The sequence below is a fragment of the Pseudoalteromonas sp. RWi3 genome (assembly GCF_054960735.1).
This window is the reverse complement of sequence record NZ_JBHNYL010000001.1, coordinates 692,774-713,137: the sequence shown is the minus strand read 5'-3', so window position 1 is coordinate 713,137 and position 20,364 is coordinate 692,774. Positions and strand designations below refer to the sequence as shown.

At 39.0% G+C, this 20,364-nt stretch carries 22 protein-coding genes; 12 read left to right on the top strand and 10 right to left on the bottom strand.

The features are described from left to right. The first annotated feature begins 12 nt into the window (after positions 1-12). From ACFI4Z_RS03030 to ACFI4Z_RS03015, 4 genes are all read left to right on the top strand, one after another. Positions 13-873: a MipA/OmpV family protein gene (locus ACFI4Z_RS03030; RefSeq protein WP_462669262.1), complete on the top strand. Its 861-nt coding sequence runs from the start codon at positions 13-15 to the stop codon at positions 871-873. A 76-nt stretch (positions 874-949) separates the two neighbouring features. Next, positions 950-1,261, top strand: a complete 312-nt coding sequence (locus tag ACFI4Z_RS03025) for a DUF3019 domain-containing protein (RefSeq protein WP_462669261.1) — start codon at positions 950-952, stop codon at positions 1,259-1,261. A 14-nt stretch (positions 1,262-1,275) separates the two neighbouring features. Next, positions 1,276-1,968, top strand: coding sequence for a response regulator (locus ACFI4Z_RS03020; RefSeq protein WP_462669260.1), 693 nt, complete (start codon positions 1,276-1,278; stop codon positions 1,966-1,968). Between the two features lie 6 nt (positions 1,969-1,974). Beyond that, positions 1,975-3,222 carry an ATP-binding protein gene (locus ACFI4Z_RS03015; RefSeq protein WP_462669259.1) on the top strand — a complete coding sequence of 416 codons (1,248 nt, stop codon included), beginning with the start codon at positions 1,975-1,977 and terminating at the stop codon, positions 3,220-3,222. Positions 3,223-3,410: 188 nt separating this feature from the next. On the opposite strand, the gene ACFI4Z_RS03010 is transcribed toward ACFI4Z_RS03015, so the two are convergent. From ACFI4Z_RS03010 to ACFI4Z_RS03000, 3 genes are all read right to left on the bottom strand, one after another. Then, on the bottom strand, positions 3,411-3,629 hold the full coding sequence (locus ACFI4Z_RS03010) for a DUF3820 family protein (RefSeq protein WP_462669258.1): 219 nt from the start codon (positions 3,627-3,629) through the stop codon (positions 3,411-3,413). Between the two features lie 130 nt (positions 3,630-3,759). Next, the gene (locus tag ACFI4Z_RS03005; RefSeq protein ID WP_462669257.1) at positions 3,760-4,041 is read right to left on the bottom strand and encodes a hypothetical protein; all 282 of its coding nucleotides are present in this window, start codon (positions 4,039-4,041) and stop codon (positions 3,760-3,762) included. Positions 4,042-4,338: 297 nt separating this feature from the next. Then, entirely contained in the window at positions 4,339-5,910 is a 1,572-nt protein-coding gene (locus ACFI4Z_RS03000; RefSeq protein WP_462669256.1) for a cation:proton antiporter domain-containing protein, read from the bottom strand. 257 nt (positions 5,911-6,167) lie between these two features. On the opposite strand from ACFI4Z_RS03000, the gene ACFI4Z_RS02995 reads away from it, so the two are divergent. Together ACFI4Z_RS02995 and ACFI4Z_RS02990 are read left to right on the top strand one after the other, a co-directional pair. Further along, positions 6,168-6,911, top strand: a complete 744-nt coding sequence (locus tag ACFI4Z_RS02995; RefSeq protein ID WP_462669255.1) for a sporulation protein — start codon at positions 6,168-6,170, stop codon at positions 6,909-6,911. A 59-nt stretch (positions 6,912-6,970) separates the two neighbouring features. Further along, a complete protein-coding gene (locus ACFI4Z_RS02990; protein WP_462669254.1) occupies positions 6,971-7,423 on the top strand; it encodes a GNAT family N-acetyltransferase in 453 nt (150 codons plus the stop codon). Positions 7,424-7,447: 24 nt separating this feature from the next. On the opposite strand, the gene ACFI4Z_RS02985 is transcribed toward ACFI4Z_RS02990, so the two are convergent. The 6 genes from ACFI4Z_RS02985 to ACFI4Z_RS02960 form a co-directional block, all read right to left on the bottom strand. Beyond that, positions 7,448-8,800, bottom strand: coding sequence for a sodium-dependent transporter (locus tag ACFI4Z_RS02985; RefSeq protein ID WP_462669253.1), 1,353 nt, complete (start codon positions 8,798-8,800; stop codon positions 7,448-7,450). Positions 8,801-9,005: 205 nt separating this feature from the next. After that, a complete protein-coding gene (locus ACFI4Z_RS02980) occupies positions 9,006-10,298 on the bottom strand; it encodes a sensor histidine kinase (protein WP_462669252.1) in 1,293 nt (430 codons plus the stop codon). Positions 10,299-10,329: 31 nt separating this feature from the next. Next, positions 10,330-11,034, bottom strand: coding sequence for a response regulator (locus ACFI4Z_RS02975; protein WP_462669251.1), 705 nt, complete (start codon positions 11,032-11,034; stop codon positions 10,330-10,332). 12 nt (positions 11,035-11,046) lie between these two features. Then, positions 11,047-11,439 (bottom strand): DUF3019 domain-containing protein, encoded by a 393-nt coding sequence (locus ACFI4Z_RS02970; protein WP_462669250.1) that lies wholly within the window; start codon positions 11,437-11,439, stop codon positions 11,047-11,049. Next, positions 11,429-12,235: a MipA/OmpV family protein gene (locus ACFI4Z_RS02965; protein ID WP_462669362.1), complete on the bottom strand. Its 807-nt coding sequence runs from the start codon at positions 12,233-12,235 to the stop codon at positions 11,429-11,431. Before ACFI4Z_RS02965 ends, ACFI4Z_RS02970 begins: the two co-directional genes overlap by 11 nt. A gap of 143 nt (positions 12,236-12,378) precedes the next feature. Continuing rightward, a complete protein-coding gene (locus tag ACFI4Z_RS02960; RefSeq protein ID WP_462669361.1) occupies positions 12,379-13,185 on the bottom strand; it encodes a hypothetical protein in 807 nt (268 codons plus the stop codon). A gap of 112 nt (positions 13,186-13,297) precedes the next feature. Here ACFI4Z_RS02960 and ACFI4Z_RS02955 point away from each other — a divergent pair, with 112 nt between their 5' ends. Both ACFI4Z_RS02955 and ACFI4Z_RS02950 read left to right on the top strand, forming a co-directional pair. After that, complete coding sequence (locus ACFI4Z_RS02955) at positions 13,298-14,455, top strand: serine hydrolase domain-containing protein (protein WP_462669249.1); 1,158 nt, start codon at positions 13,298-13,300, stop codon at positions 14,453-14,455. Then, positions 14,452-14,931 (top strand): histidine phosphatase family protein, encoded by a 480-nt coding sequence (locus ACFI4Z_RS02950; protein ID WP_462669248.1) that lies wholly within the window; start codon positions 14,452-14,454, stop codon positions 14,929-14,931. Before ACFI4Z_RS02955 ends, ACFI4Z_RS02950 begins: the two co-directional genes overlap by 4 nt. A 90-nt stretch (positions 14,932-15,021) precedes the next feature. Here ACFI4Z_RS02950 and yhbY read toward each other — a convergent pair whose 3' ends face one another. Next, the gene (gene yhbY / locus ACFI4Z_RS02945; RefSeq protein ID WP_058559834.1) at positions 15,022-15,318 is read right to left on the bottom strand and encodes a ribosome assembly RNA-binding protein YhbY; all 297 of its coding nucleotides are present in this window, start codon (positions 15,316-15,318) and stop codon (positions 15,022-15,024) included. A gap of 88 nt (positions 15,319-15,406) precedes the next feature. Here yhbY and rlmE point away from each other — a divergent pair, with 88 nt between their 5' ends. The 4 genes from rlmE to glmM all read left to right on the top strand — a co-directional run bounded on the left by rlmE (position 15,407) and on the right by glmM (position 20,341). Continuing rightward, positions 15,407-16,036, top strand: a complete 630-nt coding sequence (gene rlmE / locus ACFI4Z_RS02940; protein WP_087530813.1) for a 23S rRNA (uridine(2552)-2'-O)-methyltransferase RlmE — start codon at positions 15,407-15,409, stop codon at positions 16,034-16,036. Between the two features lie 66 nt (positions 16,037-16,102). Continuing rightward, the gene (gene ftsH / locus ACFI4Z_RS02935; RefSeq protein ID WP_462669247.1) at positions 16,103-18,043 is read left to right on the top strand and encodes an ATP-dependent zinc metalloprotease FtsH; all 1,941 of its coding nucleotides are present in this window, start codon (positions 16,103-16,105) and stop codon (positions 18,041-18,043) included. A 92-nt stretch (positions 18,044-18,135) separates the two neighbouring features. Beyond that, the gene (folP, locus tag ACFI4Z_RS02930; RefSeq protein ID WP_462669246.1) at positions 18,136-18,999 is read left to right on the top strand and encodes a dihydropteroate synthase; all 864 of its coding nucleotides are present in this window, start codon (positions 18,136-18,138) and stop codon (positions 18,997-18,999) included. Further along, positions 18,992-20,341: a phosphoglucosamine mutase gene (glmM, locus tag ACFI4Z_RS02925; protein ID WP_462669245.1), complete on the top strand. Its 1,350-nt coding sequence runs from the start codon at positions 18,992-18,994 to the stop codon at positions 20,339-20,341. Before folP ends, glmM begins: the two co-directional genes overlap by 8 nt. Positions 20,342-20,364: the final 23 nt, after the last annotated feature.

Genomic DNA, 20,364 nt, shown 5'->3' with positions numbered 1-20,364 from the left:
ATAAAAATAACGATGAAGTTGATAGCGAAAATCTTGATTTTGGTAGGCACAGTGCTTGGCTCTGTGAATATCTCATTTGCTCAACCGTCAGAAGGTGAATCAAATCAGGAAATCGCCATTGAACAATGGCATGTAAGCTTGAATACTGGATTTGGTGTTATGACAAATCCTTTAAAAGGAGGATCAAATTTACCTTTAGTGGTAATACCTGAGATTGCTTATTACGCTGAACATCTTTTTTTTGATAATGGTCGACTAGGTTACACCCTAAACCCTGACTCTTCCCACGTCATTAATTTTGTATCTGAGCTTAATCCTGAAACTCGTTTTTTTGTCGATTGGCATCCAGCTAATATATTTGCTTTATCCTCATCTAACTCATTTATTGCCTCCTCATCCGTTGAATTCAAAGAGCAACAGCCAAAACTAGAGGTTAATGATCTGGATAAGCGTAAATGGGCACTTGATGCAGGTCTAAGTTACCATTACATTTATGAAAAACATGTCTTCTCTGCTCAAGCTCTGTCTGATGTATCTGGTGTTCATAAGGGATGGCGAAGTGCACTACAGTGGCAAATGTCTAATAGAATTGGTGAGGTATATATCAAACCAAGCCTTGGCATTTGGTACAAGTCATCACAATTAAATGATTATTTCTATGGGGTGAGTAAAAAAGAAAACCCAATTGAAGCAATTGCAGTTGGTAGTAGCTTGCAGCCTTATGCTAAAATAGATGCCCGTTGGCCTCTGAGTGAGGTGAATTCTGTGCGTTTTCATCTGGCTTACTATGATTATTCTGTCTCAGCTGACAGCCCGTTGTTCGAAAAATCGTATTCTATGACTGCTTTTTTAGGATTTAATCATATTTTTTAATATGAAGTATCTACAATGTACTCTTTGCGTCTTTGCTTTTGTCGTTTGGCCGTTACAGGCTAAGGTTACAAAAGATATGCTCAATGTATCACCAAAAGTCTGTGTGGTTTCCGAACAACAAGATATCTGTGATCTTAATTTAAAGTTTACATTGTCGTTGCCAAAAAAAATGGATGTTTGTTTATATGAACAAAATCAGCAGTTGCAATGTTGGCAGCAAGTTAAAGTTGCAAGTTTTAATTATAAAGCGCATGTTCATATTAAGACCCTATACTCCCTGCACGACCCTCATACGGATGAACAGATAGCAACGGCAAGTATTGACGTACAAAGTACGCGCGGCAAAACAACACGACGTAGGCTTCGTTCTCCGTGGAGCTTTTTTTAATTCTGGAGCTGCCAATGGCAAAAATATTACTTGTTGAAGATGATTTAGGACTACAGCAATTAACAAGAGATTACTTAGAAAGTAATGGCCTTGAAGTTGCGGTACTTGAGCGCGGCGATGAAGTGTTTGAATATCTTGAGGCAAACCAAGTCGACTTAATGATATTAGATGTAATGCTACCAGGTAAAGATGGTTTTAGTGTTTGCCGTCAAGTTAGAGATAAATTCAGTTTACCCATTTTAATGCTAACCGCCAAAGGTGAAGACTTTGATCAAGTTATCGGGTTAGAGTTAGGTGCCGATGATTATGTCATTAAACCCGCTGAGCCAAGAGTACTTTTAGCAAGAATCAATGCTTTGTTAAGACGCGGACAAGCCACCACCAAGCCTTTGGAAGAACTTCAGTTTGGTGATTTAAGTATTGATAAAACAAGCCGTATTGTGCGATTAAATAATAGCGAAATAACCCTCACGTCACATGAGTTTGAATTACTGTGGTTACTGGCCTCAAATGCAGGTGAGGTTTTGAGTCGAGAACATGTACATCAACATATGATAGGCCGCCAGTACGATGGTCTAGACCGAACAGTTGATGTTCGTGTATCACGCATTCGTAAAAAATTAGGTGACAGTAGTGATAAACCATATCGTATAAAAACGGTTTGGGGTCAAGGTTACTTATTTGTTTCTGATGCATGGGGAATGTAATCGATAATGGGGAAGCTGTTTGCAAGTTTATATTTGTACATAATAGTTTCCCTTTTTTTGGTTAGTGGCGTAATAGAACAACTTTGGCCTTACGAAGAGAGTCAGCAACACCTTTCTCTTGATGATGAGTTTGGGCGTTCTCTTTGGTTGTTAGCACAAACACCAAAAGGTATTGAACAGGTATCACATCATTTTGGGGCGTCTGTGGTGCTATCCAAAGATGTGGCATTACCTATTACGTATCAAAATGAATTGTCGGAAAAACACTTTATTTATCTTTTTGATCAACAGCAACGATTAGTCTGGTATGTCACAATTGATAGTGAGCGCCTACTTCAGATTGGCCCTATTGATGTATCAGAGCCCATATTTCCCTCTGTTTGGCCATACTTCTTATTATTGAGTGTGGTAGGTGTTCCTGTTGGATTATGGAGCTTTTTGTTGTGGCGAGATTTTTCAAAATTGAGACAGGCTTGTGAGGCCGTTGATGGCTCTCAAGATTTCCAATTAACAGAGTCGTCGAAGTCTTTCTTTTTACCTATTACTGACACTTTAAGTGCGATGCAGCTTCGAATTCAGCATTTATTAACTGCTCAGCAAGAACTAACATCATCTGTATCTCATGAATTCAGAACACCGCTAGCACGTTTAAAGTTTGCGTTAGTTATGCTGGAAGATAAAGTTACTGACGAAAAAGCATTTAATTACATTGATACAATGCAAGCAGATATTTCTGAGCTGGAATCACTTGTGAAAGAGATGCTCGATTACGCTCGTCTTGATAGCCAAAGGCCGAATATAAAAGTTGAGCAATGTGATTTAGTCGAGTTGATAAACAACGTGATTAAAAAGCTTGATTATGCGACTGATATAACGCTTACAACGTCCTTACCTGCATATTATACCTACACATGCGATGCTCACCTTATTGCACGTAGTATGCAAAACTTAATAGGTAATGCGCTAAAACATGCAAAAAATCATGTGCATGTGAGCCTCGTAGAAGAGCCAGATACAATATCAATTCATGTTGAAGATGATGGAATAGGTATTGAGTTTGCTCAAAGAGAAGCAGTGTTTAAACCGTTTACCCGACTGGATAAGAGTCGGGATAAAAAAACAGGGGGCTTTGGCTTAGGTCTGGCTATAGTTGCAAAAATAATCTCTTGGCACCAAGGAGATTATTTGGTGTCTGACTCCACTATAGGTGGTGCGAGGGTGACAATTTATTTACCTAATCTGAACTCTGGTTAAGAGATGTACTAATGTATTGATATTAAATCACAAATATATTTATTAGTCTCCAGAGTTCAGGTTATCTAGACTTTAAAATGAGATAAATAAAAAAAGCGCCTTATGGCGCTTTTTACGGTTTAAACCAAAATCAACAAGTAGCAATTTAATAGACCGTCTTTAAATAAATAAGTTCACAATGTTGAGTGTTATTTTTTGCTATTTAAAAGTGGCATTAGCATTTCTTCTAGCCCATTGAGTTTCACTTCATAAATCATAGCAAGTTGAGCACCCAACTGACCTTGGGGAAAGCCTTTTTGTTTGAACCAAACAAGATAGGGTTCGGGTAGTAATAGCAAGGGGCGGCCAGCGTATTTCCCAAAAGGCATTGTTGTATTGATGGCGGTCTTAAGTATTTTAGAGTCCATTTAGGGAGGCCGTAGGATGTAAACAGGTATGTGCTTTAGTTTACTACAAACACAAGAAGAGAGGAAAGAATAGGCTGTGACGGGCAAGAAACAGCCTATAAGGCACGAGGGAGTAGGCCTCGTAGTTTACTTAATGAATCTGGTACGATGATTTCTTTGTAAAACCAAGCTGTTTTAGTTGAATAATGATTGCAGGGTCGTCGATTCGCATTGGAGTTTCACTTTCGCGCAAAAAATGATCGCTAGGAACTTGGTACACATCAAGCATCTTATGGAATAACACATCGCGCATTGTCATCGCTGTCATTCCTTGATTTAAAATTTCGTCTAGACGATTTTGAAGCTCAACTAGTTTTGGGCTTTGTAAATCATCAGCCACAGCTTGATGCTGTATAGTAAACTTATCTTTCATCTAAAACCTTTTATAATCACAAATAAATAGAAGCCTTCCAGCTTGTGCCAAAACACGTACGGGCGAAAATTGTGTGTTAAAAATAGATACTTACAAATATTCAACGAATGCAGTTTACTCTGTTTTAGTTGGCAAATGCCAATTTCGATGTAAAGCTTTGTAAATGTCGTTGACGGTGTTTGAGTTAGAGGAAATTTAATAAATAGGTGTTTATTTATAAGTTTATGAATTAATGATGAAAATGATTATCAGTACCTTTTATGGCACTGATAATCTAATAAGATAAAATATTTTACATTAAGAAAATAATTTTTGTTTTACATGCTCAGCAAAACCACTACCTGCTTCTAGATAGAAGTTATAAGTAGAGTCAACGCCCATATCTTCTAATTCTTTCTGCTGATCAGGATAGTTAGCAATCGCTGTTACTTGCCCTTGATAACCAGATGCTTTTAATTGCTCCAATGCAAAAATATTTTGCATATGTTTGGGCATTGCTAGCATGATCATCTCAACACTTGAATGATTTACTCTTTGCCAAAAGTCAGGATCAGTTGCATCAGCTAGCAATGCTTTTCGGCCTCTTTTTATATGCTTGTCAACAACCTCCGGCTTTATGTCAACACCAGCAACAACGCCTGGGTGCGTCATATTGATGGTTTCGTATGCACCTGTTCCGATACGGCCCATACCAAAAATAACGATTTTAGTATCATTAAGGTTTACGGGCAGTTCTTCCGCTAAGCGTGTTTGGCTTTCGAACTTTAACAACCAAGCCTCAATTTTAACGTAGATTTCGTTAGAACGCTTATTTAGTGGTGATGCAATAATAAAGGTAATTGAAACCGCGATTGCCATAACAGCTAACCATTCAGCGGTGATCAAGCCGCTTGTAGCTGCCACCATACATACGATTAAACCAAATTCGCTATAATTTGAAAGGGTAAAAGCACTGAGCAGTGAGGTGCGAGCACGAAGCTTAAATACATTGGTAAGAACATAGTACAAAGAAACTTTTATTGGCAACACTAAAATAATTAATAGGGCTATAAAGAGGGAGTTTATTGTTAATTCTGCACCCAAGCCTATTGTTAAAAAGAAGCCAACGAGTAAGATTTCTTTTAAATTAAGTAAAGATTTTGCAAGCTCGCCTGCTTTTTTATGTGGCGCGAATATCATACCAATGATTAGCGCACCTAAATCTCCTTTTAATCCCGCAAATTCAAACGCGTGATAGCCAACAACAAGGGCAAAGAAAAAGCCAAACAAAGGTAAAAGCTCGCCATGTTTTGAGCGGTTTAATATCCAAAACATCACAGGGCGCATTAAAGGTAATAACGCAAATAATGCGATAGCCCACGCATTGGGCGATTTACCGGTGCTAATTGCTAGAAATATTACGGCAAATATATCCTGCATAACAAGTATGCCTATCGCAATCTTACCATGGAGACTGGACATTTCGCCTCGCTCCTCAAGCACCTTTACAGCAAAAACAGTACTTGAAAAACTAAAAGCAAAACCAACTAATAAAGCACTTTGCCAACTAAGTTCTTTAAATAAAGGCAGCGCTAGATAACCTAAAAGCAGCATAAAGCCTGCAAAGAGTAAGCTACTTAAAATAATGTGTATAGAAGCGGGTGCCCAAACTTGGGGTTTAATTAAGTTAGCGACACGTAACTTTAATCCAATACTGAATAGCAGTAGAGTTACACCTAAGTTTGCGATTGAATTGAGAAGTTCGGTGGTTTTAAACCCTGAAAGATTAAGGGCAAAACCTGCAATTAGAAAGCCGATCAATGGCGGAAGTTTAAGTTGGTAAACAACAAAACCGCAGACAAACGCTGCTGCAAAATAAATTAGTTCCATAATACTTAATATGACCTCATTTGTTTCTACAGTGTAGCGAAATCTCAGGGTTTTTGAAATAAATAGTATGACTGATGAAGATACACTTGAATTATCCAAAAATCGTTTGAAAAACATGCAATAGTGAATTGTTTAATGTAAAAACTGATTAAATAGCTATTTTTTCGCTGACATCAGCTTTTAAATATGGTTAAGATGCAGTAACAAAGGATTTTAGGTGTGGTTGTATTAAGGCGGCTATGCTTAAGGAGAAACAGATGTTTAAAAAAATTCTTGCATCAGTCGGTATTGGTGCAGCAAAAGTTGATACTATTTTAGAAACCGAACACCTTCAGCCAGGGCAAAAGTTTAATGCTCAAATTGTGATCACAGCGGGTGACGTAAGCCAAGAAATATCTGGGCTCGATTTAGCTTTAATGACGCGGGTAAAAGTAGAAGGCGAAGAGGGCAGTTATTTCACAAATCATGTAATAGATAAATGGCGAATTACTGAAATTGGTACAATAGAGCCAGGCCAAGAAAAACATATTCCTTTTGAAGCTCGCCTACATTCAGAAACGCCAATAACTGAGATTAATGCTGGGTATAACCAATCACACGTTTGGCTCGAAACAGGGTTAGACATTGATTTGGCACTGGATCCAAGTGATAAAGATCACCTGCATATTTACCCTAATGATGCTGTTAATACTTTTATGCAGGCAATGGATAAACTCGGTTTTAGCTTAGTTAAAGCTGATGTAGAAAAAGGCTACTTGCGTGCTACAACATTTAGCTCAGTATCTGGGTGTTATCAAGAGCTTGAATATAAACCAAATAGCCGCAGTTTATTTGGTTTGCAAGAAATTGAGTTATCATTTGTGCCAGAAGCGCATAAAACTCATGTATTGATTGAACTTGATAGAGCGTTTCGTGGTGATGGTTACGTAGATTTAACCATTGAACATGACCATGTTAATTTATCCCAGTTGTGTGATCAGCTTGAACGATTATTTGCATAGACTTACATTTATCTCGTTTAATAGCCCAGCATTGTCTGGGCTTTTTTATTAGGATTTTTATGAATTTAATAACCAAGTCATTTTCAGAATTGACAACAAAAGAATTATTTCTGATTGCAAAGGGGCGTGTCGATGTTTTTGTTGTAGAACAAGCTTGTGCATATCCAGAGCTAGATAACGTAGATTCCAATAACACCACAGAGCATCTTTATTGGCTTACTGACGAACACCTTGGCGCATATGCTCGATGTTACTTAAAAGATGATAAGTACAGTGCAATAGGGCGCGTGCTGATTAGTAAAGAGCATCGTGGCAACGGATTTGCACAAGAGTTGGTAACACAAGCAATCGAAAGGTGCTTTAAATTATGGCCCAGCAGAGAGATATATATTGGTGCCCAAACCTACTTGTTAGATTTTTATCAAGCCCTTGGCTTTACAGCAATAAAACAGCCGTACTTAGAAGATGGTATAGAGCATCAAGATATGATTTTAAAGCGCCCAGTAAGTTAATGGGCGCTTATTAATAGGTGTAAATTAACCAAAAATTGAATTGATGAACACTAATGAAATAGCAAGTGGGCAAATGAACTTAATGTACCAAGGCCATATCTTCCAAAATACACTGTTAGCCACATCGGGACACCCTTGCTTTATCTCCTCAAGTAATGAGTTTCTATACCAAATCCAGCCGACAAATAAGCAACACATAAGTCCTAACAAAGGCTGCCCAAACTTAGTGGTGATGGTGATGACGAAGCCAAATAACGTATCAAAGTAAATGACGATAGTGGAGCTCACCAAAGTTATGATAGCGCCAATCAACCAAGTTGCCTTGATTCTGTCGAGTGAGAACCGCTCTACTGCATATGAAACAGGGGCTTCTAACATAGAAATTGACGATGTTAATGCAGCGATACTCATTAGAGCAAAGAATGCAAAGCCAACAAATAAACCGATAGTACCCATACCATCAAAGAGGGCTGGAAGAACTTGAAAAACTAAAGTGTCTTCGGAGAGCAGCTCGCCTTGTGCACTAAAAATTTCAACACCTTGGGCTTGCGCTACATACATAGCAGGTATGATTAAAAGGCCCGCTACAAAGGCAATAAATACATCAATTAAAGTGACATAAGCACCGAGTGAAACAAGGTTTTCTTTTTTGCTAATGTAAGAGCCATAAATAATCATGACACTGGTGCCCAGCGACAAGGAGAAAAAAGCTTGGCCAAGTGCGTTTACAAGTAATTCGGGGTTTAAAATTGAACTAAAGTCAGGCACTAAATATGCTTTAAGGCCTGTCATTGCGCCTTCTTGCATCATTACGTAAATGATGAGGGCAAATAGAATTGACAGAAGAGCTGGCATTAAACGTTTTGACCATTTCTCAATACCGTTTTCCACACCTCGGCTGATAATCGCCACAGTTAAAATAATAAATCCTGCTGTAAATAATAAGTTTCTTGATAAAGATTGTTCACTTAGCCAATTAGTAATAGGTTGATTCCCGGTTAATGTGGCAATCGGTTCTAAGGTCGCGCTTATCATCCAACCTGCAACTATTGCGTAGAAGCTTAAAATTAAACCGGCACAAATAATGCCACCAAAGCCCACTATAAACGCAAATCGATTTTGTGATTTTGTATTAGATATTTTGCGTAGTGATGTTACCGCATTTGCTTGACCATGACGGCCAATTGTCAATTCAGCCATTAAAGCTGGATAGGCTAGGCAAAAAGCAAGAATCAAGTAGGCAACTAAAAATGCTGCGCCGCCATTGCTGGCTGTTTGAGTGGGAAAGCCCCAAATATTACCTAATCCGACCGCTGAGCCTGCGGCGGCCATAATGAATCCAAAACGGGAGCTGAACTCCCCTCTAACTGCGCTCATAATTATTATTACTTCTCTATTTTTTAACGGCGATGACAATCTACTTTATATGCATATAAATAAAAAGCACTTATTGTTCTATATCAATATAGTGGGATGTTGATTGCCTGTTTTTAATACTAATAAAGTGGCGTTTTATGTTTTTAACCCATTGAATACTAGTATAAAACTAGCTCGCAAGTACATGTGAATCGTAACAAAATAGTTACATTTTATTTGTGTTATGGATTTTCAATGTAAAACAAGCCCCTTTTAGCAGTTTACTGCGACTCACCGTAACAGAACCGTGGTGCCAATCAGCTACTTTTGCAACAATCGCTAAGCCTAAGCCATAACTTTGCGCTTCTCTATTTCGGTGATTTTGTTCCTGAAAAAAAGGAGTGAACACTTTGTGCCAGTTATGCTCTTCTATTCCTGGACCGTCATCTTCAACAGTAATAACCACTGCGTGCGTCTGTTTTTGAGCGCTAATGATTATATGGTCTGTTGCAAAATCACATGCGTTACTCAATAAGTTAGAAATTGCACGGGCGAGCCAATGTAGATCTGCATAAACGCTAATATCATCACAATTTAATTCAACATCAATGTTATGTTTGGCTATTTTAGGCTCTAGCTGAGCAATAACTGTTTTTAAGTAATCGTTTAACTCTGTATGAGCGTAATTAAGTTGCGTGGCTTTTTGTTCTAATGTCGCAAATGCCAAGTAGCTTTTAAGCATAGATTCCATCTGGTCTAAATCAGATTCCATTCGTGTTAGATAGTGCAGCCTTTTTTGTTCGTCATCACAGTCTAACGTAGCATCTAAGCCAAATCGTAAACAGGCAATCGGTGTGCGAATGTCATGAGATAAACTTGATGCCATTAATTTATTCTCATCGAGTAACTTTTCTATTTGACTGGCCATTCTGTTAAAAGTGAGCTCAACATCTTTAATATAAGTAAAATATGAAACCTTGATACGTGCTTGTAAATTGCCACTTGCAAACTGTTTTGCAGCCTCATTTACAACTCCTAAACGTTTGGCAAGTGGGGCAATAATAAAGCCCATAAACACACATAAGCCCGCATAAAATAATAAGGTAAGTAACATATCATTTTGCTGTATTTGCTCGATTGTTTTTTCTAACCGGAGTTTTAAATGAAACGGTGCTAACTGATTGTTGCTATACAACAAGTAAAACCCTTGTTGATCTTCGAGTATTAATCCACCTGTTTTATTCATCTGCTGAAGTAATGAATTCGGTAATGCTAATGTCTCTGTTGCTCGATAAGTAAGGGGTAATTCGAATTGCACAGCTAGTTGCTGCGTATATTGACTGCGTTTAACTGGGGGGATCTGCAATAGTTGTTGACTGAAACCCATTAAGAGTTTGCTTTGCAGAGAAAATTCATCTTGTGGAGAGTGGGTTTGTTGACTAAAAGCATCTATTAACCAACCAAGCACAACGATTGATAAAAGAGCACTACCTAGCAGTGAAATATAAAATTTCTTCATTGGTATCTACTACTATGAAGGTATGACTTGACTACCATGCGCTTGCAACGAGTAAATAACCTTTACCCCAAATCGTTTTAATTTTTTCAGGGTGTTGCGGGTCATCATTAAACTTTTTACGTAATGCTGATATAAGTACATCTACGCTTCGATCAAGGCCATCATATTCTCGCCCTTTAGTGGCTTTAAATACGGCGTCGCGCGACACGACTTGTCCCGCGTTTGATGCTAAATAGCTCAGTAGAAGATATTCAGCACTGGAAATTGATTGCTCTTCACCATTAATAAATACATTGCGAGATTGAGTGTCAATTTTTAATGCGCCAACTTCGATAAGGGTTGAATCATTTTTTTGTTCTATACTGTCATGATTCATGCGCAAAGCAGCTTTAATTCGTGCTAATAGTGCTCTGGGCCTCACGGGTTTTGTTATGTAATCACTGGCACCGACTTCAAGTCCAATCACTTCATCCATTTCCTCATCACGAGCAGTAAGCATAATAATTGGCTTGTTATAAAACTGCCTGAGTTCACGACACACGCTAATGCCGTCTTGTCCTGGCAGCATAATATCAAGCAGAATTAAATCAGGTGAGAATTGTTTAACTTGTTCGACAACAAGATTGCCTCGGGGGCAAATTTGCGTCGTGTAACCTTGTTCAATTAAATACTCTGCGACCCATTGAGCAAGTGAGGTGTCATCTTCAACCAGTAAAATTGTGCCGTAATTATCCATAGTCTTCTCTTTTTAAAACAATCGCCAGCGACGTTTCTTCTGGCGGTTTTGATAAACCCATTGTAATTGAACGTGTGTTTTAGCAATGATTTTTCCGCTATCACTGTTGATTAGCTCAAATGCAATTGTTTCAACTGAATCAAAAGCATAATTAAATTGCCCTGATTTTTGTCTGAGCCAGCATTGCATAATGTGCTTTGAAGTAGCGTCCCTAAGGCAATAATTACCAATCTCAGGGCGTTGCCAATTGATCTTGATATCAGCATAGCAATTTCGCCCTTCACGCAATGCTACACAGGTGTCAGGTATTGCAACAAAATCACTCTGATCGATTTGTTCAGCACTTACCGTTAAAGGTTTGGTGCTTAGTAAACATAAGGCAAGAGTTAATGTTTTAGAATACATATCGCACGCCTACCATGGCTTTGTGTTGATAGCCTTGTGAAACGATAGGACTATCAGATATTTCATTTGTGAACCAAGTTGACAATACGCCTGTTAAAAACACCCAGTGTCTATTTAAGGGGTACTCTGCGTGAAATTCAAAAATTACGCTGCCGGAAGCGCCAGCTTCATAAATAGGTCTTGTTGGTTTTGATTCTTCTGGCGAAATACCAAAATAATAGTTTGTAAAATCATCAGAATACGCACTAAAACCAACACCAGAACGCAACTCCCAATTTTTCCATGGAAGTATATGGCTAAAAAAGGTGTTAATAACCCAGCTATTATGTGAACCGGAAATATCATGAAGATACTCAACAGAGATTTGAGAGTTTTGAAAACGTCGTGTTAAACGCAATCCGGTATTAAAGTCATATCTGCGGCTTAGAATTCCTTCCAACTCGTCAATTGTACCTGTATTGTAAAAGTCTAAACCTGTCTCATCAAATCCAGCTTGAACATTTGTACCAAGAATATCCAGTTCCCAGTCATATCGTTCAATTAAACTATAACCAATGATGACGCCGCCACTGAGTTGGCTGTGGTCAATATCGAGATAGAAGCGATCGTAAGATATGGCTAAGTTAAGATCGAGCTCTAACCCATCATTATAAGAGTCCATTCCAACAAGGTATGAATCTTCAATATAATAACCGGCTCCAGCACTCCAGTCCCAAGCAAACCCGTTCGTGGGTTTTAAGGTGTTATCGGCGTAATATCGATTACTTGCAATGCTTGCATTACTCCAAAAACACATCACTAATAATATGCAAATTAAAGTTTGTGTTTTATTTAAAATTTGCAGCATTGCTTTCCCTGGAACTAAGGTTGAGTAAGTAAGTGTATTATATTGTCAAAGGATGCCTTTTTTCTGTAAAAAAATGTAGCAAAAAATTTTACCTACTGAACTTTAATTTTGTCGATTAAAATACTACTCAAATAAAATTGCATCATTGGGGTTAGCGCGCTTATCTCTGTGCGGTTACATGGGCCTTGCAATTTAGTCAAGCTACTCATTTTGCTCATTACTTTGTAAGGTGGGATACTCACCTCTTGAGTTGCACGCGCACGGCGAGCTTGTTCGGTATTTTGTTGATGAATAAACGATGCGATTTCAAGCTCGTTACTAATGATTTGTTCTTGTTGGTAAGAATACAGAAGAGCTTCACGATGAAAACTTGCACTGTCGATCGCTGATTTACCAAACCAGACTACATCGCCTGATGACCTGTGTGTGAGACGCATGCTTACATCTGCATTTATAGTTGCACATTGTTGTGTTGGGTAAAGTAGTGAAATTTTTTCAAAGGTTGAAAGCGGTGTTTTAGGCGTATCTATCTGATATGTAGTATCTTCAACAAAGTTTAGCTCAAGTTGATGCACTGACAGGGTATAATCGCTTTCGCCATGTGTAACAACATTGAGATTTATTTCCTTGAGCGCATCAGCAATTTGTGAGAACAAGGTATCTGTAACACTCGTTTTATCTGCGACAATCTTAACTGTTTGATTGCGTTTTACTTTGTGTGCAGGTAACTGAACTGATTTTACTTTCGGTGAGTTATGAACAGTTGAATAACTTACTTGATGATGCTGGGTTTTCAACAAAGGTTTTTGTGGCATTTGCAAAGAGTCCGCAACAGGCGGCGGTGCTGTAGTACATGCAGTCGTTGTCAGTAATAAGCAAGCGATAAAAATAAAACGAATAAGCACAATAAACCCTTAAGAACATATTAATGCGAATATTGTACGTTAGTCTTGGTAAAAGTTCATGTTATTATGTGCTAAGAAATTTCTTAATATAGTTAAAATAATAAAAATGAAGTCTTCAACACTATTATTATTTTGTTTTTTTTTATTACTTATTTCATACACTTGTTCAAGTCAGGATGCTCAATGGGATAAGTTGATTGATGATTACAACACACTCTTATCAATCAAGTTAAAAAGCAAAGGCATACCAGGTGCTGCATTATCTATTGTATATGGTCAAGACAGTGAGTTCGTGAAAGGTTACGGCGTTACCAAACTACATAAGGGCCAGCGAGTTGATACAAATACACGTTTTCGCTTAGCATCTGTCTCTAAAACATTTGCAGGGTCTTTAACTGCAAAGCTTGCTCATGAGAAGCGCTTTTCACTAGAAGATCCCGTCAGTAAATATATTCCAGAACTAAGTAATACAAGCTATAAAAACAACTTAAAAGTGTACCACTTACTGAGTCACTCTGGCGGCCTAGTGCCAAATGCGTATGATAATTTAATTGAGTCAAGAATGCGTTATCCTGATATTGTTGAAAAACTATTAAGTGTTAAGCCTATATGTCAGCCAGGTCAATGTTATGGCTATCAAAATGTGATGTTTAGTTTGGTTGATGAAGTGATTAAATCCAGTACTAAGATGGATTATTCTCATTGGTTGAATGAGTTTATATTTGCGCCACTGCAAATGAATAATGCTAGTCTAGGGTATGACAATATGGTGATTGATGGTAATTATGCTCATCCCCATGTAAGAGGACGTAAACGTTGGCATACTGCAAGGCTGAAAAAAAATTACTATAAAGTGCTTCCCGCTGCAGGTGTTAATGCCAGTGCTAGCGATATGGCTATCTGGTTAAAAGCGCAACTTGGTGTTTATCCGACTATTCTTTCTTCTGAAGTATTGGCTAGTCAGGCAAGACCTTATACACAAACAAAAAAAGAATTACGACGCAGGGTGTGGAGAAAGCATCTAAAAGCTGCTTATTATGGTCTCGGCTGGCGTGTTTATAATTATGATAATGAAACACTTTATTATCATAGTGGCTGGGTACAAGGGTATCGCAGCGATCTTGTGGTAATGCCGCATCTTAACGTAGGGTTTAGCCTAGTATTAAACGCAGAGACAGGGCTTATTAATGAGTTAACAACTGAGTTTATCAACCGGGTGTTGGAATATAAAAGACAAAACATGCAACAGGTGGAGCAAGGATGAGATACTTAGTTGGCTTTTTAATGTTATTTTTCATGGGCTTTGCTTATGCAGCCCCTGATAGTATTTATTTATTTCGCCACAGCGAAAAAGAAAAAGGAAACAACCCTCATTTAACAGAGGCTGGTAAACACAGAGCTGATCAACTATCTAGCCTTATTGAAAATAAAAAGCCAGTCACTTTGTTTAGTACCAATTATAAACGCACAATTGAAACGGCCAACGCATTAGCTAAAGATTTACAGGTTAAGGTAAAGTTATATAGTCCCCGTGATTTAGCACAATTTAGTGAGCAAGTATTAACGATGAATGGAACAATCATCATTGTTGGCCACAGTAATACAAGTGTGGAATTAGCAGCGTTATTTTCTGAATTAACAGTCGATAAAATGAATGAATCTGAGTTTTCCCGTTATTTTTTACTGCAGCGAACGGGACAAAATTTTTATTTAAGTGATTTAAAAATGAATTTTGAGTAATGAATGCACATTCATTTACAAATTTTATTTTGAATAAATTATAAGCATAAAAAAACCAGCACAAGCTGGTTTTTTTTCAAAAAGGAAAAATTAATTACGTGGTAATTGAATTTTCTTCTCTTCGCTTTGACGGTATAACACAATAGTATGGCCGATAGTTTGCAGTTTCTCTGCACCGGTTTCACGTACAATTGCTTCAAAAATCAGTGCTTTAGTTTCACGATCATCAGTTGGTACTTTAACTTTGATTAGCTCGTGGATTTCTAAAGCGCTTTGAATTTCAACGACAACACCTTCAGTTAAACCGTTTGAACCAAGAAGTACAACGGGCTTAAGGGAATGTGCTTGACCTTTTAAAAACTGCTTTTGTTTGTTCGATAATTTCATGTTATTACAAATTTTGCTGAATATGGCTTGAATTAAGGGTATTCTAACGCCATCTAGAGAATATTACTAATTAGTTGCGTGTTAATTTATGACAAATAAAAAACATTCAGCCAGTTCACAGCGATGGTTGAAGGAACATTTTGATGATCCTTACGTTCACGAAGCCCAAAAGAAAGGTTGGCGCTCTCGTGCGATTTTCAAACTTGATGAAATTCAAAATAAAGATAAATTACTACGCCCAGCAATGACCGTAGTCGATTTAGGTGCCGCACCAGGTAGTTGGTCACAATATCTAGCAGAAAAAGTTGGTGCCAAAGGCCAAGTCGTTGCTTGTGATATATTACCTATGGATTCTCTTGCTGGCGTCGATTTTTTACAAGGAGATTTTCGAGAGGAAGCAGTCCTTGATGCGTTATTAAACCGTATCGGTGGCAAAAATGTAGATGTAGTACTTTCAGATATGGCACCGAACATGAGCGGTAATAGTTCAGTTGACCAGGCCGGAAGCATGTACCTAGTCGAACTTGCACTGGATATGTGTCATCAAGTACTTAAGAAAAACGGTGCGTTTATTGTTAAAGTTTTCCAAGGTGAAGGGTTTGATCAATATTTGCAAGATGTACGTAATAGTTTTAAAACAGTGAAGATACGCAAACCCGACGCCTCACGTGCTCGATCTCGCGAAGTATATATAGTAGCGACAGGTTACAAACTGTAGTACAGTTGTCTGGCGTTAAGTTGAATTTAAATTAATTGGATACAAGAGGTTAACACCTTGAGCGATATGGCGAAAAATCTAATACTCTGGCTGGTTATAGCGGTTGTGCTAATGTCAGTCTTTCAGAGCTTTAATGGTGGCGATCAAGTTGACCGTCAAACTAGTTACACTCAATTTGTTAAAGATGCTAGAAATGGCTCTTTACAAGAAGTGGCAATCGAAAGTACCAGTGGCACAATCACCGGCACTAAAACTAATGGTGAGCGTTTTCAAACCATTATGCCTATTTACGACAAAGACATTTTAAATGACTTATTAAAAAGTGATGTGAATGTTAAAGGTGTTAAGCCGGAAGAGCAGTCTTTCTTAGCAAGCATCTTAATTTCTTGGTTCCCGATGTTACTGCTAATTGGTGTGTGGATATTCTTCATGCGTCAAATGCAAGGCGGTGGCGGTAAAGGCGCAATGTCGTTTGGCAAGAGCAAAGCACGCTTGATGAGCGAAGATCAAGTTAAAACAACATTTGCTGATGTTGCCGGTTGTGACGAAGCGAAAGATGATGTGACCGAATTGGTGGATTTCTTACGTGATCCGTCTAAATTCCAAAAGTTAGGCGGCAGTATTCCTAAAGGGGTACTTATGGTCGGTCCTCCTGGTACGGGTAAAACATTATTGGCAAAAGCTGTTGCCGGTGAGGCAAAAGTTCCCTTCTTTACAATTTCAGGTTCTGACTTTGTGGAAATGTTTGTGGGTGTTGGTGCATCACGTGTTCGTGATATGTTCGAACAAGCTAAAAAAGCGGCGCCTTGTATCATTTTCATAGACGAGATTGATGCTGTTGGTCGTAAGCGCGGTGCAGGAATGGGCGGCGGTCACGATGAGCGTGAGCAAACTCTAAACCAAATGCTAGTTGAAATGGATGGCTTTGAAGGTAATGAAGGTATTATCGTTATCGCAGCAACTAACCGTCCAGACGTACTTGATCCAGCATTACTTCGTCCTGGTCGTTTTGACCGTCAAGTTGTTGTTGGTTTACCTGATATTCGTGGGCGTGAGCAAATATTAAAAGTTCATATGCGTAAAGTGCCTTTAGGTGACAACGTAGAAGCGGCTGTTATTGCTCGCGGTACGCCAGGTTTCTCTGGTGCTGATTTAGCAAACTTAGTTAATGAAGCTGCTTTATATGCTGCCCGTGGTAACAAACGTGTAGTTAGCATGGCTGAGTTTGATGCTGCTAAAGATAAAATCATGATGGGTGCAGAGCGCAAGACCATGGTGATGAGCGAGCAGGAAAAAGAGATGACAGCTTATCATGAAGCGGGTCACGCGATTGTTGGTCGTTTAGTGCCAGAGCACGATCCTGTTTATAAAGTATCTATTATTCCTCGTGGCCGTGCACTTGGTGTAACTATGTACTTACCAGAGCAAGACCGTGTTAGTCATTCTAAAGAATTGCTCGAGTCAATGATTTCAAGTCTGTATGGCGGACGTATTGCTGAAGCACTTATTTACGGTGAAGATAAAGTAACCACTGGTGCGAGTAACGATATTGAACGGGCAACTGATATTGCGCGTAAAATGGTCACGCAGTGGGGTTTAAGTGAAAAGCTTGGGCCGTTACTTTATTCTGAAGATCAGAATGAAATGTACATGGGTGGCGGCGGCGGCCGTGCTATGAGCATGTCTGATGAAACAGCAAAAGTAATTGATACTGAAGTTCGTTTGTTCTCTGATAGAAACTACCAACGTGCTGAGGATATTCTTAAAGAGAATATCGATATCTTACATTCAATGAAAGATGCATTAATGAAGTATGAAACAATTGATGCAAAACAAATTGATGATCTAATGGCACGCCAACCAGTACGCGAGCCGCGTGATGCGCATGATAGACGTGACACAGACGCTAAAAAGCCAGAGCCAGCTCAAGTAAAAGCTGAACCTGAGAATAAAGATCAAGAATCATCGCAAAAAGATGAAACAAACCTTGATGACAAAGCTGAATAATAGTTAAAATAGCTTAGTTAAAAACCCCGGGCCACCGGGGTTTTTTGTATCAAAAAGAATAATCAATGCAATGGATGTATTGAAGGTGAAAAATGACCACAGTTAATTTACCTCGAGGTCGTAAGTTACACCTCGACACCCCAATAATTATGGGGATATTAAATGTTACACCTGACTCCTTTTCAGATGGCGGTTCATACTACCAAACAGACAGCGCTGTCATTCAGGCTCAAACACTCCTTAATGATGGTGCTACCATAATAGACATTGGTGGTGAGTCGACCCGTCCGGGTGCACCTGATGTCTCGCTTGAAGAAGAGTTAAACCGTGTAATCCCCGCAATAAATGCAATTAGAGACCATTCAGAACCAACGGTTAGTGACTGTATAATTTCAATTGATACCAGTAAAAGTGAAGTTATGCGCCAAGCATTATGTGCTGGGGCTGATATTATAAATGATGTGCGTGCTTTACAAGAGCCTGATGCGCTTAGCATAGCTGCCGAGTTTGCAGATGTAGCGATTTGCTTGATGCATATGCAAGGGCAGCCTCGCACTATGCAAAGTAACCCGCAATACAATGATTTATTTGCAGATATCAATCATTTTTTTAAGCAGCGCATTGATGCATGTAAAACAGCGGGCATCAAGCCACAGCAACTTATCCTAGATCCAGGTTTTGGCTTTGGCAAAAGCCTGGCTCACAACTACGAACTATTAAAACGGTTTGATGAATTTAATCATTTGGGTTTACCTGTATTAGCTGGCCTATCTCGTAAATCAATGATTGGTAATTTGTTGAATAGAAATACTGATGAACGGCTTGCTGGAAGTTTGGCAGGCGCACTGATCGCGGCGCAAAATGGCGCAAAAATTATCCGTGTACATGATGTAAAAGAAACTGCAGATGTGCTTGCTGTATGGCAAGCTTGCGAACAAGGACTATCTAATGAGTAATAGAAAATATTTTGGCACAGACGGTGTAAGAGGAATGGTTGGAGAATATCCGATCACTCCTGAATTCGCATTAAAACTAGGCTGGGCTGCAGGACGTGTACTGTCAGCAAAAGGCACAAAAAAAGTCATTATCGGTAAAGATACGCGGATTTCGGGCTATATGCTTGAGACATCGCTTGAAGCAGGTTTGATTGCCGCTGGTATCGATGTGGTTTTACTAGGACCAATGCCAACACCGGCTGTTGCCTATCTGGCGCAAACATTTCGCGCTGAAGCGGGTATTGTAATTAGTGCTTCTCACAATCCATACCACGATAACGGTATCAAGTTTTTCTGTGGTCGAGGCTTAAAATTAGGCGACGATGTTGAACTTCAAATAGAAGCAATGCTTGATGAGCCTATGACATGTGTTGCATCAGACAAGCTAGGTAAAGCCAAGCGTTTAGAAAGTGCTGATGGACGTTACATTGAGTTTTGCAAAAGTCAGTTCCCACAAGGTTTATCTCTTGAAGGGTTAAAAATTGTTCTAGATTGTGCCAATGGCGCAACATACCATATCGCCCCTTCTGTTATGCGTGAGTTAGGTGCTGATATTATTTGTCATGCGTGTGAACCAAATGGTGTAAATATCAATTTAGAGTGTGGTGCAACACATGTTGATGCGCTTAAACGTAAAGTCCTAGAGCATAATGCGGATGTTGGTATTGCCTACGATGGAGATGGCGACCGTGTCATGATGGTTGACCATAACGGACGCGTTTTTGATGGCGATGACATCGTTTATATTATAGCGTGCCAGGCTGCCCAAGATGATATTTTAGGTGGCGGTGTGGTTGGTACGGTTATGTCAAACATGGGCCTTGAAAATGCATTAAAAGCCAAAGGCATTGATTTTGAAAGAAGTAAAGTGGGCGACCGCTATGTAATGGAATTACTACAGAAAAAGGGTTGGAAAATTGGTGGTGAAAGTTCTGGGCATGTACTTAACCTAGACCTTATTAGTACCGGAGATGGTATTATTTCAAGCCTGCAAGTACTTGCTGCCATGGTTGCGCAAAACCGTACGTTAAAAGATTTAGGTGCAGGTTTTACTAAGTACCCTATGAAAATGATCAATGTACGCTACAAAGCAGGCACTGATCCAACGCAAGCACCAGAAGTTATCGCTGCAGTTACTGAAGTTGAGGGTAAGTTAGCAGACAAAGGTCGTGTATTATTGCGTAAATCAGGTACTGAACCTGTGGTTCGCGTTATGGTTGAAGCCGAAGAAGAGAAAATGGTGCTTGATAGTGCTCGTAAAATAGCGGATGTTGTCGAATCTATGAGCAAACAAACTGATTAAGAACAATAACCTCTTGTAACTTT

Coding starts and splice junctions, on each gene's coding strand:
- ACFI4Z_RS02965 (WP_462669362.1), bottom strand. CDS start 12,235: ATGTGTTTTTGGAGTAATGCAAGCATTGCAAGTAATCGATATTACGCC.
- ACFI4Z_RS02950 (WP_462669248.1), top strand. CDS start 14,452: ATGAGATACTTAGTTGGCTTTTTAATGTTATTTTTCATGGGCTTTGCT.
- ACFI4Z_RS03015 (WP_462669259.1), top strand. CDS start 1,975: ATGGGGAAGCTGTTTGCAAGTTTATATTTGTACATAATAGTTTCCCTT.
- ACFI4Z_RS02975 (WP_462669251.1), bottom strand. CDS start 11,034: ATGGATAATTACGGCACAATTTTACTGGTTGAAGATGACACCTCACTT.
- ACFI4Z_RS02990 (WP_462669254.1), top strand. CDS start 6,971: ATGAATTTAATAACCAAGTCATTTTCAGAATTGACAACAAAAGAATTA.
- ACFI4Z_RS03000 (WP_462669256.1), bottom strand. CDS start 5,910: ATGGAACTAATTTATTTTGCAGCAGCGTTTGTCTGCGGTTTTGTTGTT.
- ACFI4Z_RS02955 (WP_462669249.1), top strand. CDS start 13,298: ATGAAGTCTTCAACACTATTATTATTTTGTTTTTTTTTATTACTTATT.
- folP (WP_462669246.1), top strand. CDS start 18,136: ATGACCACAGTTAATTTACCTCGAGGTCGTAAGTTACACCTCGACACC.
- ACFI4Z_RS03030 (WP_462669262.1), top strand. CDS start 13: ATGAAGTTGATAGCGAAAATCTTGATTTTGGTAGGCACAGTGCTTGGC.
- ACFI4Z_RS03025 (WP_462669261.1), top strand. CDS start 950: ATGCTCAATGTATCACCAAAAGTCTGTGTGGTTTCCGAACAACAAGAT.
- rlmE (WP_087530813.1), top strand. CDS start 15,407: ATGACAAATAAAAAACATTCAGCCAGTTCACAGCGATGGTTGAAGGAA.
- ACFI4Z_RS02970 (WP_462669250.1), bottom strand. CDS start 11,439: ATGTATTCTAAAACATTAACTCTTGCCTTATGTTTACTAAGCACCAAA.
- ACFI4Z_RS03005 (WP_462669257.1), bottom strand. CDS start 4,041: ATGAAAGATAAGTTTACTATACAGCATCAAGCTGTGGCTGATGATTTA.
- ACFI4Z_RS02980 (WP_462669252.1), bottom strand. CDS start 10,298: ATGAAGAAATTTTATATTTCACTGCTAGGTAGTGCTCTTTTATCAATC.
- ACFI4Z_RS03020 (WP_462669260.1), top strand. CDS start 1,276: ATGGCAAAAATATTACTTGTTGAAGATGATTTAGGACTACAGCAATTA.
- ACFI4Z_RS02985 (WP_462669253.1), bottom strand. CDS start 8,800: ATGAGCGCAGTTAGAGGGGAGTTCAGCTCCCGTTTTGGATTCATTATG.
- ftsH (WP_462669247.1), top strand. CDS start 16,103: ATGGCGAAAAATCTAATACTCTGGCTGGTTATAGCGGTTGTGCTAATG.
- ACFI4Z_RS03010 (WP_462669258.1), bottom strand. CDS start 3,629: ATGGACTCTAAAATACTTAAGACCGCCATCAATACAACAATGCCTTTT.
- yhbY (WP_058559834.1), bottom strand. CDS start 15,318: ATGAAATTATCGAACAAACAAAAGCAGTTTTTAAAAGGTCAAGCACAT.
- glmM (WP_462669245.1), top strand. CDS start 18,992: ATGAGTAATAGAAAATATTTTGGCACAGACGGTGTAAGAGGAATGGTT.
- ACFI4Z_RS02995 (WP_462669255.1), top strand. CDS start 6,168: ATGTTTAAAAAAATTCTTGCATCAGTCGGTATTGGTGCAGCAAAAGTT.